Source organism: Anaerosacchariphilus hominis, from assembly GCF_014290175.1.
Taxonomy (GTDB): domain Bacteria; phylum Bacillota; class Clostridia; order Lachnospirales; family Lachnospiraceae; genus Laedolimicola; species Laedolimicola hominis.
This window is the reverse complement of sequence record NZ_JACOOR010000008.1, coordinates 88578-103195: the sequence shown is the minus strand read 5'-3', so window position 1 is coordinate 103195 and position 14618 is coordinate 88578. Positions and strand designations below refer to the sequence as shown.

Here is a 14618-nt window from a genome sequence, read left to right as displayed (position 1 = left end):
TTCTCCTCATTCGATGTCGCTTAGTTCTTCTTTCAAATCCAGTGGAGCACCGTCCAGAGATGTGATCTGTGACAGTTCTGTTTCTGTCAGATTTTTCAGGAAAATGCAGTATTCGTCCGGGTGGCCTCCCACAAACTCCATTTTAGGCATCCCGATCTGCTGTGGGTCGGTGATCCACAGGCAAGGCTCTCCCGTTGCCCAAAAGTGAGTCAGAGTAAGAATTTGGCCGTTGTAAATTACTTTCTGTTCCATTCTCATTTCTCCTACATTTTCTTCAGCAGCTTCACGATCCGCTCCCGATTCTTTGCGGTTTTCATAAAGGTTGGAAGATGATCGGCCTGGGTCTTTTTCGCTCTTCCCGGCGGCTTTTCCCGCAAATCGGCACTGAGATAGTCGATCAGATAGGCAAGGTGCTCCCGGTTGAGGGCCCAGACTGGCTTACCCTGGAAGGAGGTCAAAAACCAAAGTTCCAGGCCAAAATAGGGTTCTCGTCCGTTCTGAATATCAGCAATGTAGGAGAAAGCCTCCGCTGTTTTATGGACTTCTCCCGACATGATTGCCCCGCAATAGGGACAGGCCACATGGAGAACGGAAAAGTGCTGTTTTGCTGTATCTTCAATATCCACTCGGTAGTACCTGCCGCAGTTTTTGCATTGGTTATGAACATCATAGCGGTAAATCGTCCAGTCACAGATTTCCTGATGACCGCAGCTCAGGCATCGGAAATAGGCGTTGTCATCATCCGCTGTCACCACACCTGCGCCGTGGCACTTGGGGCATTTCACCTGGATGCCGGTGGCGAGGGCGCTGTAGGCACTATATGTAAAGTAGGGTTCATCAACAATTCGGCTCATGCGCCCACACACTCCTTTCATCCGTCTTTCTCTAAATAAAATCCCCATACGCAGTTGGAGAACTCTCCAGCAGCAAAGCGGTGGATCTGCCCGTCAATCTCTACCTGCCAGACCTCGAAGGTATGGTTTTGGTGATAGATCGGGTCTTGGACTTTTACTCGCTTCCCAGTGGGTTGCCAGTCGTAGTCAAAGATGTTCACACCGAACAATTTGCATTGACCGTCCGAGCCAAAGGTTTCATATTCCCAAGCCATGTGATGCCTCACAATCCTGTTCGCTGCCAGCCGTCCAGCCGCTCCTGCACCGCATCGATCATCCAGCCCTCGCCCACGCGCTTCATGAGGAAACGACGGTCAAAGCCGGTGTTTTTCTCTCTGGTGTAAATGTAGAGCTTGTTTTTGGTAATCTGCTCTGCGTCAAGGAATTCTTCCCCGTTGTAGGTGCCCTGGGCGCTGTATGAGAGGCCCAGAGGTCGATAGCCCGGACGGGGCTTTTCGCTCACATACTTCTCCCAAATTGCCAGCACGCGGGGCACAGCATCAGCATCTTCAAACCCAGCCTGCTCCATGTATTTCTCCCATTCTGTCATCTCGGCAAAGAAAGCGGACAAGATTCTGCGACATTCTTCCGCCGCCTGCCCATCCAGTTGGACGGGCTTTTTGGCCTTTTCCCGTTGGAGCTGGGAGAAGTGTTCCATCTGCTTCTTGGTGAATTGCACATGGGATACCGGCTCAATGCGGTTGTTGCCGGCGCTGGCCAACAGGCCCTCATAGGTAACGGCGGTATGGTCGATCTGGATGTGGGAGAGCTTGGGGATGGAAGCCGCCTGGAGCAGACCGGCATCATCCAGCCCGGTCCGGTTAAGGGTCAAAAGGTCCAGCTTGCAGCCTTGCAAGGAGGACAGGCCGCTGCCGTGAATGGCGGCGTTGCCGTCCAACAGCAGATAGCGCAGCTTGGGCATAGCAGAAAAAACGGGAAAGCAGGCGTCGGTGAGCGCACCGTCCTCCACGCCGAAGTTGGCCATGCTTTTATGCCCGGCAAAGGGGGCAAGCAGTTCATCGGTCACCGGATAGCCTTTCACATGAAAGCCCACCAGGGTGTAACCGGCCAGTTGCTCCATGATCTCTGCGGTCAGCTCCGGGACTTCAAATTGCTTTTCCCCATCTAAGGTCAGGACACCGCTCTCCCAGTTCACTGTCCGCGCCCGTTTCGGTAATTCCATAGTGCGCCTCCTTATTCCTGCTCCTTGTAGCTGGCTTCAATGTCGATGAAGCGCACATACACGGCGCAGACTTCGCCCTTGGCGTCGTAGCCGAAGTAGACGGGATAGTAACCATCACCCCAGCCGGAGGAGAAGATGGGCAGGTTGCAGTCCGTGTCCGGCACTGTCCAGTTGAGCCAGTCGCCGCAGTCCCCCTGATATTTGGGGTAGGCTTGGGCGTTTTCCTCCAGTAAGTCGCAGAACAGGTCGTTGTAGGGGTCAATGTCCGGGGCTTCCTCCAGCCGCTTAGCCCAGTATGTCTTGAAAGCCGCCTGGGTCTGGATGTCCGCAACGCAGCCCATCCCGGCGTCTACGCCAAAGCCAAAATAATCGTCCTCATCCAGTCCCTCGTCCAGATCTTCTTTGCCCGTCATACCCAACTCATAGCGGACAGGCTTCTCCCGACTGACCTCCACCTTGACACAGGCGTAGCGGTCGCCGTATTTTTCACTGGGCACCACGCAGATCTTTACGGGATAAGTCCCGGCGGGGATCGTCTGGATTAAGGGCGGTGTATCCTCCAGCTCCACCAGAGGATCGCAGGCGAAGATCGTCCCGGTAGGGAAGTGGACGGCACCAATGTCCAGCACATTCACGCCCATGTTCCCAATCACTTTTTCTGTGAAATGAGCGTCCAGGTCCGTTTTGCAGACCAGTTTATCCTTGATTGATTCGTATTTATTTAGCCATTCGGTAGTCGGCATAGTGGTTTCCTCCTGTTGATTCGGTTTAAGCATCGGTCAGCTCTCTACAATGCGAACCTGTTTTCCTCCAATTTCTATTTCCAGCTCTACGCCATAGTCCTCTGCCCAAGCAGGGCACTTGCTGAGCAGGGCCAGGATGTGCTCATCCGGCTCCCGGCCAAGGGTCACACGCAGAATTACGGGCCGATCCCCATATTCCTTTTGAAATTCCTCGCTCTGGGTGTGGTTCAGATAGCCCTCCATCTTGTCCAGCAGGGCCTTCTGCGTTTCCGGGGAGCCGTCAATAAAGCCATTGCAGACCAAAACCATTAGAACTTCTCCGGTTTTGGTTTCTGCCAGAATGTCGATCTTATCCAGTTCGCCAAACATTTTTTCAATGGACATCGTTTTCACCAATCCCTTTCCCGGATGGCCTCCTCGGTGTCAATGGGGATGCCAAACCACTCCAGAATGTAGGCCACGGTTGCCGCGATACATTCCCGTGCCACCGTTTCGATCTCGCTGTCGTTCTCGTCAAACTCCTCCTGGAGATCATTGATGCCGCAGACCGCCTCGTCCAGCGTTTCCTGCACCACTTCGGTATCGGTTTCGCCGCCTTCCAACAGGTCGATGACCTTCTGAAGCTCGTCCTTTACCTTGTCTACCAGAAAAGCAGGATAGTAATCGTCCTGATACATCTCGTCCAGCAGTTTATAATTCGGATCAAATGTTTTCATCGTGATTCCTCCTTTCTCATTCAAACATCAAACCGTATGATTCGGTCAAGCTTCCGTCGTCCTCGTGGAATATACACTGATACACGGGCTCACGCTGGGTTGCTTTGCGGAACCGCTCCAGAACCGGAGCCAGCGGCTCACCGGTAGGGATACCGAGCGCATCAGACACCCGCCGCAAGCTATCCATATCTTCCAAGTTTGTGTTACGCTGTCTCTGCCCATATTCCTCCAGTGTTTTGGAATCTACATACTGCTTTGCGTCACAGCAGTCGTGCCAGCAGATACAGCTCACAATCAGGGAAAAGAGAGCGTCCATGCTCTCGGCCAGACGGCCTGCCTCACCTTCGCTGCTGTAATATCCAATGGAGCCATCTTCCAACAGGTGGTATTCTCCGCCGGAGCCATCTCTGGCAAACGCCATGCCGGGCATTGAAAAGGTGCATCGGCCTTCCGCGTCATCCCGCGGGGATAACTCATCCAGCAGGAAGAAGTCGAACAGCGAATCAAATTCCTCTGCCAAATCAGGGTTTTCATGCAGTATTTTCAAATAGTCCATTGTCGTTTTCCTCCGTTTACGGTTTTTAGGTTATCTCGTGCAGCCTTTCCAGCCACAGTGTTTCGTCTATCATCTCATCGTTCTGGTAAAAATGGTCTTTGTCGCGGGCCAGATGATCGGCAAGCGGAGCCGCATCCATAGGAGTGCAGACTGTGAAACTGTCCCGATCCGCCCCCTTGATCTCCCGGTTGAGGTAATACACCCGCTTGGCATCGCGGGAATACCAGTGCCCAAGTAGTTCCCAGGAAGTCAGCTCTGCCTTTGGAAGCTGTTTGCCGTAGGCATAGATCCGTTTCTCATCCCTGGCAAAATAGGTATCGCCCAACGAGCGGAAAGAGGAAACTTCCGCGCCCTTGATGATTTTCACCCTGCCGTCCCCGTTATGAAAGTAGACCTGCCGGCTGTCCTTTGCATATCCCTGGGGCGCACCTGAATCGTTCTGGCCATTGTCTAATACCTGGAAGGCTGCCAGATCTACATCTGGAATTCTCCCGCTGGTGGTGTAGACGGCTGCTTTGTCAATCGCGTAGGCATAGTTTAACACCCGAAACGATGCCGGGACTGCTCCACGCAGGCGAATCCCGCCGAGAAAGCAGGCCGTAGAGGATTTGCCCCAGTAACGCCAGCAGCAGAAGTCTTTGGGCGCAACACCCTTCAACAAGCCGTTTTCATATAGGCCAGAGAAATAGACGGCTCCATCCCGAAGGAAAAATTCGTTGTCCACCGGCTCTGTGTTGGTGATTGGTTGCAGCGTTTCTTCGTGCTCGGCTGTGATGCTCAGTTCAATCTCATCGTCGCTGTAAATCAAGTAGAGCCCATGAGGAGCCTTTCTATCGAAATGCAGTTCAATGTCATGGTATTTGAGGATCAAAGGTTTCCCATCGCTTTTCATGGTGGAAACGGCATCAGGATTCCCGAAGATTTCTATGACCTCATCCTGCGATATTCCGAATTTCAGCGGTAAAATGTCCCGCGGATTCTGTAATATTTGATTGCGCCAAATAGTAAAGTCCTGTTTCATGTTTTTAGTAGCACTGGAGGACCAGCCATATCCGATCAAAGCGGCGGGCTGCCAGGTCCTCTTTGGTGATGTAGAAATAGATGTGCCCGCAGTTTCCGAACATCAGCTCGAAGTCGCCATACTCCACGATATCCAGCTGGAACAGCAGCATCCAGCGGTCACGGGCCGTTTCTTCCGCCCGCTGACGAACCTCCTTTGGAATCTTAACCCAGCCATTGCCCAGATAGTATCCTTGGTTAACCAAATCACATTCGGCAAACATGCTGTTCTAGATCACATAGGGCCAGCCCAGCAGCTGGGAGCGGTCATCCGGGTCCTCTGGGTCCTCGCCGGTCAGTTCCTCCCATGCATCGTTGAAAGCCTCGTCATCCTTCTCATCCGGGAACACCTCATGGAAGTCCTGCCAGGAAGGATAGGAGTATTTTGCGTCCATCTTGATCTTGACCATAGGAAATTTGAAATCTTCCTCCATATCAACAGGAAAGTTTGCAGCGGACAGTGCCGAAAGATCCTCAAACCAATAGACGCGGGCGCAGCCCTTGTCCTTGGGGTCATAGCCCCAGCACTGGGTATCCGTTTCATAGAAGAAGGAGAGCAGGCCGTGATCGGGCAGAAGATGCTCTTTGTCAAACTGGGCCAGCTCCTCACAGTTGAACTGTGCCAGGAAAGTGAGGGGACGATCCTTCACCACATGGTCATAGCTCTCGCCCTCATAAGTAGGCCAAACGAAGTCCGGGGGCACATCCGGCTTCCCACCGAAGCGGGTGGCGCCCAGCTTATATTTTTCTTTCTTAGCAATTTTCAACACAATGCTGTTTTTGCCCAACGACTCCAGTTTTTCTTTCATGTTCATAACATTTTCTCCTTATTGTTTCGTCATACCTTTCCATCCAGTGCCTCAACTGTTTTCATGGCAGCGGAATCAAAGTTGCACTGCCGCAGTTCCCGTTCGATCAGGGCAAACACATCAGGAAAGCACTCAATCTCGTCCTGATACTCATATTTCGCATACAGTTTCCCGTACTCCGAGATCCAAACCTCTGCCGGGTAGTAGTAGCCGATGTGACCGATGGGCTGGCACTTCTGACCGGCAGCCTGTTCGATTTCCGCCAGCTCACAGCCGGACATATCCCGGAAATAGGCTTCTTCCAAATGGTTTTTGATCTCGTTGACCAGGTAAGGGAACAAAGCAAACTCAAAGTCAGCCGCCCATTTCAGCTTTTTCTGCGCCAAGTACCACTCGCAGCACAGGCCGAAATACTTGCGGTAAAATCGTTGGGTGGTCTTCATCATCGGGACGCCATGATCGGCGTAATACTTCTCCGCAATGGAAATATCCACACTGCGGCCTTCGTACCATCCGGCGTACTCCATCAGCTGCTTAACCTTGCTGCCCAGATCGCCAGAGATAGGGATGCGTTCTTTCGTCATGGTAGTATCCTCCTGTCTTTCGTCACCACAGCCGGTCGATCTGGGTATATATCTTATTCGGTTCTCTGTCCATAAAACTGGTCAATGAGTCGGTGGGTTCTGCAAGCGGCATCACATTCAAAATGTCCAGCACATAATACCAGATCCCGGTGTCCCAGTCTCGGAACCGCCCATTGCAGACAGCCCGACCATAATCACCAGGAATCAAATCCAGTGCCAGCTCATTGAGAGGCTGTTTTTGCCCGGTCTTATCATAGGTATATCGCTCCGGCATCGCACCAATATGCCAATCATAGCGGTAACGCACCTGGATTCCGGACTCCAGCTGAATCAGTTCAAAAGGGTGAAGCCGCATTGTGCTATTAGGCTTCCATTCCATTAGCCTGCGACAGTCCTTATCGATCTGAAATCCATCGGGCCTCTGTAAGATAGATACAAAGTGTGTAGGCAGGCCAAAGGAATAGTAAGAGAAGAAGTCTTTAGGCAGCCGCATCGCTCTGGGATACTGGTTTCGTTGTGCGGCGGCGTTTCCGCCCCGACAGTCTTTATACCATTGCAGGCGGATCTGCTGGATCAGAAGTGTGGGCAGATATTTTTCTCTTTTTCGTTCCTCAGCTCTCATGTGTGATACAGAAAATCTCCTTCTTCAAATCAAAGTAGACCACCATCAGTTCGTCGGTGATTTCCGGATTGAAGGACAGATCCAGAATGAAAACTTGCTGGTTCATCTCGCTATCCACCAGGCTGCCAAACCGTTTGAGCCGCAAAAAGTCCACCATCTCAGTAAAGGACAGCTTGGCCAGGTCGGTTCCTGGAAAAAGATCCGCCGCAATATCAGGGCCTACCTCGTCCCGGTGGAACTCCATGAAAAATGTCACAACGCTATGGTAGCAGCTGTCCTCGTCCGCCAGCGCCCCTTTGATAGCGGCTTTGGCCTTTTCCGCCAGTTTCTCCGCCTCATCCAGCATTTCTCCCACCGCATCCATAGCGGCAGGATCAGCAGTCAGTTCTTCCTCTACATCGAAAAGAAAGGGAAGTCCCGATTCCTCGGGAAAGGTGAAGATCTCCTCGCCGGGCGTATATGGTAAATCAATGCGTTTACAATTCAGTTTCATCATGGTATCCTCCTTACCCCTCAATGCAGGCAGCTTTGAGATGGGTGATGTAAGTTCTGTTTTCTTCTGTCATCGGTTTGCTCCTTATTCCTCAAACTCACCCTCGATCATCCCGTTCAGATACCGGCCTGGGTCTGCGATGAAGTCGTCCCATTTGGCCAGAGGGTGGAATTCCTCATGCTCGATGTCCAGATACCACAGCTTTTTGTCCCTGGGGCTCCACAGCAGCAGGTAGTCGCTGTAATTATCCATGGCCGCCATGAGGGAGAGCAGCTTTTTTCGTTTCCAGGTCATCTCCTGCACATCCATGTAGGCGTACAGCTCCGCCCATTTCACCCATTCCTGCTCCTGGAACTCCAGCCGCAGGGGGCCGGTTTTTAGATATTCCACCAGCTTGGCGGGCAGCTTATAGGGCATGAGCTGCCGGACCTTTTCCTGTTCGTTGTGCCATTCCTCCGGTTCCAAGGCTTTTAAGTAGTCGGCCAGCTCCTGATTTTTGTTCTGCACCGCCACGGTGTAAGGCCGGTCGCCGTATTTGTCAGCAATGGTGATGTCGGCTCCTTGCTCAATGAGCCAACGCACCATGGGGAGATTTTTGTGTCGGACAGCTTCAGTGACAGCGGTGGAGGCGTTCGGAAACACCATGTCCGGCTTGTGGTAATTGATGTCTGCCCCTTTTTCCAGAAGCAGTCGGGCAAGTTTGGTATTACCTTCGGACACAGCGGCCCGGAATGCCTCGCCGCCAAACTTGTCCACTGTGATCCCGGCTTGCTCCAGCACCTGGATATTCTCCGGGCGCTTGCCCCAGCGCACTTCCTGGAAGGCCCGCTCTTTCTGCTTCGGGCTGAGTTTTGCGGCCTGTCCAGCAAAGAGCGCCACCACCTCTGACCCACAACAGCGGACAGCGGTGAGCAGCAAGGGCTGTTCCTCTGCCAGACCGGAATCAGCTCCATGCTCCAGTAGGAAGTGAATCATGGGCACATCATTCCGAAAAACCGCGATTTCCAATGGCATTAGCTTGATGTATTCGCTGAGTTGGATGGGAACATCTAAATCCAGACCGTCTTGGAGCAGCGCCTCCAGCTTGGGAGTGTCATGATCACAGATGGCGGCAGCCGTTTCCGGGAGAGTCTCCCAGCGGCCAATATATGCAATTTGGTACATAAGACACCTGCTTTCGTTGTTGTTTCAATTATTATTCATCTCCGAACCGCTCAGCAGCGTCTTTGTAAACAGTAATACTTTCTTCCACTCTCACTTTTTCGCTGCGAATACGGAAGTAGTCCCGTAGAATGCGCTTCAGTTCCGGGTTTTCCACCTTGCGGGGCAGCAGACTGATGAACATTTCGTCGTAGCTTCCATACAGAACACCGCCCCGGTTGTAAGTCTGCCATGTCACCGTAGGTTTGCGTCCTTCTGGGTCTTTAGCCAGATCAAAGAACCACCGCTCATCCAGATCCACATAGCGTTCAATCATAAACCTTGTGTCATAGGTTCCATAGCTATAATAACCCCAAAAAATCAGAGCGATCATTCCATCCGGGCCCAGGCGTTCATAGGTCCAGCCTTCCGGATAACAGCGGTAATGGAGCATTCCCAGCGCATGGAACAAATAGCCTTTTTGCGGCGTATCCAGAAGGGGCGAATAGGTCTCATACACCTGCTCCTTGGGCTGGGTGATGATTGCCTTCATAAAGACCGGCATCAGCCAGCTGCCGCCGTAGCGTTCATTCAGCTCATCAGCCAATGCTTGCAGTCGCTCATCCGGGTTGCGGATCAGGGCGGCGGTCAGCACTACAGCGGGAATTTTCTCTTTTTCCTTGGGTGTGGCATCCCAAATGCGAAGCCCGTCCGTAATCCACCAGGAGGTACAATCATCACGAGAATAAACAGGCGTGCGTTTCAGCTGGGCGATCCGCTGGGTGTTTTCCGCCAGGAAGCGGTAGACCTCCAGCATTTTAGGCGAGGCTTTCCCCAACATCAAATGGAAACAGAAGTTCAGTTGTTCTATATCCAGTGGCTTTGTGTCCCCCTCGTCCAGCAGCTGGGAGAGAGTCTTCAGAATAACCGGGGCGATCTGCTCCGATACACAGTCGGAGCAGGCATCTGACATGATATTGCTGCCCATCCATTTGCCCTTGACCAGTTTGGCCCACAGTGGGGCAGCAGGGGCATACTCCAGCTGCGCCAAGGCCTTCTGAGCAGCCGTTTTGCACTTGCCCTTTTCTGTATTCACAAGCTGGAACAGCAGTTCGCCGTTTGCTTCATCCTTGCCCAGCTCCAAAATGGCCTGTTCTCGCTTTACGCCCTTGGGAGGCAGTTGTTCCAAAGTCATCATTCGTTTTCTCCTATCCCACAATGGTGGTTTCCTTGACGGCCAGATTGTCGTAATCCATGGCAATCAGCTTCTCAGCGGCCTGTGGGGTACACATAAACCAGGTGCTCACGCCCCAGGCGTCCATCCTTGTGACGGTGAAAAAGTCGGTTTCTGCGGGAGTCGGATTTCTGGCGTCAATGTAGTGGTCGGCGTAGAGATAGACCAAATCCGCCTCCCGCTCCGGCAGCCACTTGGCCCGGCGCGCACGGGGTTTGCCGTTTTTCAGTGTCTTTTCTCTGGGGTTCTCGAACCATTCCAGCTCCTTGAGTTTCAGGCCAGTGAAGGCATCCATCAGCCGCTGGGCGATCTCCCAGTGGGTAAACACGCCGCAGTTCCAGGAGCCCATCAGCCATGTCTGTATAGAATCCCCCACCTTGCTGCCGGGGGCAGGAGGTCCATAGACGCTCTCATTCGCCCACATGACTTCCATCTTTTCGCACTGATCCGGTCGGGGGCAGGGCTGTTTGTTGCCGTAGCGGTACATGATATTTACATAGCCATAGTCTTCGCCGGTTCGGTCATGGCCGACGGCTTCTATTTTATAAGCAGTGATCGACATTGTAGTTCCACCTCCTGAGCCAGTACAAAGTCATTGGGGGTTAATCTGCTTCAAGTTGTTCTTGCACCTCTTTGGGCAGGTCATTCCACAAAATATCGTATGTAAAATCCCGAATCTCCGGGTAACACTCCCGTGCGGTCTTTTCCGCAATATCTCTATTCAGGTAGTGCATCTCTTGGTGGAAAAACCAGTTGAGTTTTTCCATCAGCCGATAGAGTCGGATCTGTTCTTCTTGGGTCATGGGATTGCTCCTCCTATTTCAATTTCAGCACAAATCCCCAGATACTCACCACAATCAGGAGGACACCCAGCAGAAAGAAAACCACACGCCGGTATCCTCTGCTGTGTCGATGAGCATCCCGCGTACCAGTGGGGTCGCAGAGCCAGTTCCAGTTGCGGATCGCCCCAATTAAAATCACGGCCCCGATGAGCACCCAGGCAATGTACCAATGCTCTTGCAAAAATGCTGTGATCTGTCCACTGTTCATTTACAGATACCCCCCTTTACATCATCGGGAGTTTCCTTTCGGATGATTTCCTCCCGCTCTTTTAAATCCAGCTCCAGAGCTTTTTCCTCCTCCAGATATTCCTCGCAGTCCCGAACCAGCTTTTGGGCGGCTGGGTCATCCGGGGCCAGGGCCAGCCAGCATTTTGCGTATTCATAGGCGGTGGCTGCGGAGCGGTATGCCATCAGGCAGGAATAGCCCATCCGGGAGTTCCAGTAAGGGTCGTTCTCTCCCTGGGTGCGGACGGACTCCAGCAGATCAATGGCGTGTCGGATGAGATCCTCGTCCACTTCACCGTCGGTCCCATGCACTCCATGATCTCCCAGAACCGCCAGATTGCTGTAAGCCCGACTCAGCTTGACGGTCAGCAAATAGCCCCGCTCCTGTTCCGGGATAGCTTCGATGGCCTGGATGCACTGGGAATACTCGTCCTTGCTATTCCACTGTTCGAGTTGCTCCAGCAGCTTTATTTCTTCTGTCCGATTCATCGTTTCACCGCCTTTTCTGTGTTATCCCTTGCCTTTTTTGAAGTGTCCACTGCCTCGCCAGGTGTTGACCACACAGGTGAAGATCTGGCCACAGTGCTTGCACCTAATCATGTGAGCCATAATTTCGTCTGCCCATCCATCCTCAGTCTTTACCTTCTCCAGCGAGCAGGTGGAGTCCTCTGCTATCAGTTCAAATTCGCCTTGTCCCACCAACTGCTGAATATAAGCAATACAGGCCAGGTAGTCCTTGGGGGCATCAAATTTTCTCCATATTTGAATGTTTCGGCAGTGCTCGCACATAATGGGCACCTCCTTCCATAAACGGTTGTAGTCAGCCCTGTATATCAGCGTCAACAGGGCCTTTTTTCAGTGTCCCATCCACAGTGACCACATGGCCCCAGAACATATCGTCGTCCTCATACCAGACGGTAAAACGCCCACCAGGAGATACTGTAAACTCGGTGAGCAGGATGCGCCGGGCGAACTCATCCTCGGTGATGGGGTCTTTCTCCGGGTTTCGGTCAGTCTGGTCATTGTCGGCCAGCCATTCGTTGGCCTGAGCAGTGAGTTTCTGGGCAGCCATAGTTCGCAGAGATTTATCCCAGACTTCCTGATCTGCCAGCAGTTTTTTCATCACATTGGTGACGCGGGTCCAGGACGCTTTCTTTTCAATCTCCACATCCAACGAGATCTGGACTTCTTTTCCCATCCACTTACAGGTCCCATCGAATGTGCTCATCTCACGATCCAGCGTGAGGGTTCCCAGCACTTCATCTTTCAGAAGAATGGGTTTTGTATATTCCGCCCAGATTTCCTCCAGTGCCGGACAGGACACACCTTCCTCCAACACTTCCGTGACATACCACTGGGGTTCACTGAGGGCATCACCTTTCCAGCCGCGGGCTTTGATCCGGTATATCTGGCCCTTGGCGAACCGCTTGGAATAGTCACCGGCATCCCGTTCCTTGTCCGTCAGCGGCCAGCTCAGGTAGCATCGACTGGAGATCACCTGTCCAGTCTGGACATCTGCCATTGCGAGGACATGGGTATGCGCCGCCCAGAAGGTATCCAGAAAAGTTTTATCCGCGCTGATACCGTCCTGAATCAGTACCAGCTTTTCCTCATCTTCCGGGGCGTACAGAGCAATAAAGTCCTTAACCGTTCTCTTTTTCATGGCGTTCTCCCTTTCAGGTCTGCTGGTGCTGCATGGACACGATATGGCAGTCCGGGCAGAACTCCACATAGAGCGTGCCCTCCGCACAGTCAAACACCGTATCCCACTGGATTTGGGCCAGATACTTCATGGGCTTGCCGCAGTGAGGACAGGTCGTATATTCCGCGTCCTGCACCCAGTTGGCAAAGCCGCCGATGGTGTTCACATCCTGACAGGCCGCGCCGTAAAACAAGGGTACCGGCGTCTTGCCCAGCACAAAGGGATTTTCAGTGAGGGCCTTGTAGTCCTCGGGCCGAACATAGCACTTCGTCTTCTCCGCACCATCAAAGAGTTCGGAGGGAAAGACCTCCACGCCGCCGTCCAGAGTAAAGCGGTTGAAGGCGGGGCCTTTCAAAAATCCCACACAGTTGGGGCAGCAGGTGGCGGTCAGGATGCCGTCCAGCCCCAGGAATTTCAGCCGCTCATCCCGGCCATCCAGCACCAAAATATCCACCATGTGTCCGCCGCAGTGGGGACAGGTGTCCTCCCGTGCTCGGCCAATGCGGATGGGAGATTTCTCGCCAGTGGTTCCCTTGACCATAGGATAGCAGGTGTCGAAGTTGAGTTGGATTCTCTGGCCCTCCTTGTCGAAGGTCCAGCCTCCGATCTGCGCATAGCTGGATGAGTCTACATAGAGACCCTTGCGCCAGGGCCGGGGATTTCGCTCCAGCTCCAGCAGAGTCTCCATTGCCTTGTCATCTCCTTGCATAGCAAGGCAACTCATCAGGTCGGCGGCATTCCGAGAGTATTCTGCTTTTAGCAGGGCAGCAACTAAAGCGTCCCGCACATCCTCTGGCGCGTGGTAGTAGAGCTCACAGGGCCAAAACACCTCTGCGGCCAGTGCCACCTGCTGAATCTCCGGGGTGATGGCATCATGGTAGCCAAGCAGCTGCCAAAAGTCGGTGAACTCCGGGTCCTCCATATCAGCCAGCTTCTGGATGTTCTGGATCAGGTTTTTCTGTTTCTGCGTGATTTGTTCCGGCGTCCAGGCAAGAGCAGCTTGCCGTTCTTGCTCGCACTTACATTTCCAACACAATCCCTCATAACCCAAGGGGGTTCCACAGCTGGGGCAGGTATATTTCAGACTCATGTTCTCATACTCCTTTCAGGCAATAAAAAAGCCCCACGCCGCACTGTCATAAAGACAGGCTGACGCAGGACATGAAGAAGCCGCGTTGAAGGAGCCGCATCCACCAGCAGATGTAGTTTCTTCAACAACCAAAATATTTTTTTCGTATCTTAAAGCAGCAAATTGCTGTCCAATATATTGTTTCATCGCAGCACCCTTTTTGTTCACATAGCATTTTTTTTTATTATACCACATATTGTTTTATTCGGGAATATTTTTCTTACCCTAAGTTGTTTTATATTCACCAAAAATTGATACGCATTAACCTCACACCCACCTTCCTTTTTTATAGATAACTGTCTAATTTTTTCTCTGATTATTATATTTCTTCAAGTGATACCTTCTCTTCATATGTCATATTGCCATATCCCATATGCCACCAAGAAAACAAACTGATCCCTTGGTGGCGTATCTTCTAGCTGCTGTCTATCAGCGTATATAAAAGACTGCTTTTTCCTCCGTTTTCACGCCACCTCTGTTCCTTTTTTATAAGCCCAGCCTTTACCAGATCCTGAATCGCCCGCTCTACAGTTCTCCGTGATAGGTTTAATTCCTTTGCGATAGTACCAATCGCAGGATAGCATTGTCCGTCTGTATTACTCCGGTCTTTCAAATACATATACACAGCTTTAGCCCGATGGGGCAGATCTGAAGAATAAATTTTAGAAAAATAAGCCATCTGTTCTCC

The 14618-nt window shown here is 52.2% G+C and carries 23 protein-coding genes and 1 pseudogene; all 24 read right to left on the bottom strand.

Annotated elements, in window-relative coordinates:
• Positions 1-6: 6 nt before the first annotated feature.
• The 24 genes and pseudogenes from H8S44_RS13680 to H8S44_RS13565 all read right to left on the bottom strand — a co-directional run bounded on the left by H8S44_RS13680 (position 7) and on the right by H8S44_RS13565 (position 14609).
• Entirely contained in the window at positions 7-252 is a 246-nt protein-coding gene (locus H8S44_RS13680) for a hypothetical protein (RefSeq protein ID WP_181968291.1), read from the bottom strand.
• A gap of 11 nt (positions 253-263) precedes the next feature.
• Positions 264-854 carry a hypothetical protein gene (locus H8S44_RS13675; protein ID WP_117471910.1) on the bottom strand — a complete coding sequence of 197 codons (591 nt, stop codon included), beginning with the start codon at positions 852-854 and terminating at the stop codon, positions 264-266.
• A gap of 17 nt (positions 855-871) precedes the next feature.
• Complete coding sequence (locus H8S44_RS13670) at positions 872-1108, bottom strand: hypothetical protein (RefSeq protein WP_117471912.1); 237 nt, start codon at positions 1106-1108, stop codon at positions 872-874.
• Between the two features lie 8 nt (positions 1109-1116).
• Positions 1117-2076 (bottom strand): NTF2 fold immunity protein, encoded by a 960-nt coding sequence (locus H8S44_RS13665; protein WP_117471914.1) that lies wholly within the window; start codon positions 2074-2076, stop codon positions 1117-1119.
• An 11-nt stretch (positions 2077-2087) separates the two neighbouring features.
• On the bottom strand, positions 2088-2819 hold the full coding sequence (locus H8S44_RS13660) for a DUF4241 domain-containing protein (RefSeq protein WP_330593489.1): 732 nt from the start codon (positions 2817-2819) through the stop codon (positions 2088-2090).
• Positions 2820-2855: 36 nt separating this feature from the next.
• Positions 2856-3203, bottom strand: coding sequence for a DUF6572 domain-containing protein (locus H8S44_RS13655; protein ID WP_117471918.1), 348 nt, complete (start codon positions 3201-3203; stop codon positions 2856-2858).
• 5 nt (positions 3204-3208) lie between these two features.
• Entirely contained in the window at positions 3209-3535 is a 327-nt protein-coding gene (locus H8S44_RS13650) for a DUF5713 family protein (RefSeq protein WP_117471920.1), read from the bottom strand.
• A gap of 16 nt (positions 3536-3551) precedes the next feature.
• The gene (locus tag H8S44_RS13645) at positions 3552-4091 is read right to left on the bottom strand and encodes a hypothetical protein (RefSeq protein WP_117566501.1); all 540 of its coding nucleotides are present in this window, start codon (positions 4089-4091) and stop codon (positions 3552-3554) included.
• A gap of 25 nt (positions 4092-4116) precedes the next feature.
• Positions 4117-4962, bottom strand: coding sequence for a DKNYY domain-containing protein (locus tag H8S44_RS13640; RefSeq protein WP_243167612.1), 846 nt, complete (start codon positions 4960-4962; stop codon positions 4117-4119).
• A gap of 154 nt (positions 4963-5116) precedes the next feature.
• Positions 5117-5959, bottom strand: a pseudogene (locus tag H8S44_RS13635) (YwqG family protein).
• Positions 5960-5988: 29 nt separating this feature from the next.
• Positions 5989-6543, bottom strand: coding sequence for an SUKH-3 domain-containing protein (locus H8S44_RS13630; RefSeq protein ID WP_117471926.1), 555 nt, complete (start codon positions 6541-6543; stop codon positions 5989-5991).
• 22 nt (positions 6544-6565) lie between these two features.
• Positions 6566-7165: a hypothetical protein gene (locus tag H8S44_RS13625; RefSeq protein WP_117471928.1), complete on the bottom strand. Its 600-nt coding sequence runs from the start codon at positions 7163-7165 to the stop codon at positions 6566-6568.
• The gene (locus tag H8S44_RS13620; protein ID WP_117471930.1) at positions 7155-7658 is read right to left on the bottom strand and encodes a DUF2004 domain-containing protein; all 504 of its coding nucleotides are present in this window, start codon (positions 7656-7658) and stop codon (positions 7155-7157) included. Before H8S44_RS13620 ends, H8S44_RS13625 begins: the two co-directional genes overlap by 11 nt.
• A gap of 84 nt (positions 7659-7742) precedes the next feature.
• A complete protein-coding gene (locus H8S44_RS13615; RefSeq protein ID WP_117471932.1) occupies positions 7743-8822 on the bottom strand; it encodes an ankyrin repeat domain-containing protein in 1080 nt (359 codons plus the stop codon).
• Positions 8823-8853: 31 nt separating this feature from the next.
• Positions 8854-9996 carry a hypothetical protein gene (locus H8S44_RS13610; protein WP_117566502.1) on the bottom strand — a complete coding sequence of 381 codons (1143 nt, stop codon included), beginning with the start codon at positions 9994-9996 and terminating at the stop codon, positions 8854-8856.
• Positions 9997-10006: 10 nt separating this feature from the next.
• Entirely contained in the window at positions 10007-10594 is a 588-nt protein-coding gene (locus H8S44_RS13605; protein WP_117471936.1) for a hypothetical protein, read from the bottom strand.
• 40 nt (positions 10595-10634) lie between these two features.
• Positions 10635-10835: a hypothetical protein gene (locus tag H8S44_RS13600; protein ID WP_117471938.1), complete on the bottom strand. Its 201-nt coding sequence runs from the start codon at positions 10833-10835 to the stop codon at positions 10635-10637.
• A 13-nt stretch (positions 10836-10848) separates the two neighbouring features.
• A complete protein-coding gene (locus H8S44_RS13595) occupies positions 10849-11082 on the bottom strand; it encodes an immunity 17 family protein (protein ID WP_117471940.1) in 234 nt (77 codons plus the stop codon).
• Positions 11079-11588, bottom strand: coding sequence for a hypothetical protein (locus tag H8S44_RS13590; protein ID WP_117471942.1), 510 nt, complete (start codon positions 11586-11588; stop codon positions 11079-11081). The genes H8S44_RS13595 and H8S44_RS13590 overlap by 4 nt, the downstream gene beginning before the upstream one ends.
• Positions 11589-11609: 21 nt before the next feature.
• Positions 11610-11888 (bottom strand): hypothetical protein, encoded by a 279-nt coding sequence (locus H8S44_RS13585; protein ID WP_117471944.1) that lies wholly within the window; start codon positions 11886-11888, stop codon positions 11610-11612.
• 31 nt (positions 11889-11919) lie between these two features.
• On the bottom strand, positions 11920-12762 hold the full coding sequence (locus H8S44_RS13580; RefSeq protein WP_117471946.1) for a DUF2262 domain-containing protein: 843 nt from the start codon (positions 12760-12762) through the stop codon (positions 11920-11922).
• 13 nt (positions 12763-12775) lie between these two features.
• On the bottom strand, positions 12776-13891 hold the full coding sequence (locus tag H8S44_RS13575) for a hypothetical protein (RefSeq protein WP_117566503.1): 1116 nt from the start codon (positions 13889-13891) through the stop codon (positions 12776-12778).
• Between the two features lie 15 nt (positions 13892-13906).
• Entirely contained in the window at positions 13907-14077 is a 171-nt protein-coding gene (locus H8S44_RS13570; RefSeq protein ID WP_181968292.1) for a hypothetical protein, read from the bottom strand.
• A 268-nt stretch (positions 14078-14345) separates the two neighbouring features.
• Positions 14346-14609: a helix-turn-helix domain-containing protein gene (locus tag H8S44_RS13565; RefSeq protein ID WP_002593789.1), complete on the bottom strand. Its 264-nt coding sequence runs from the start codon at positions 14607-14609 to the stop codon at positions 14346-14348.
• Positions 14610-14618 lie beyond the last annotated feature (9 nt).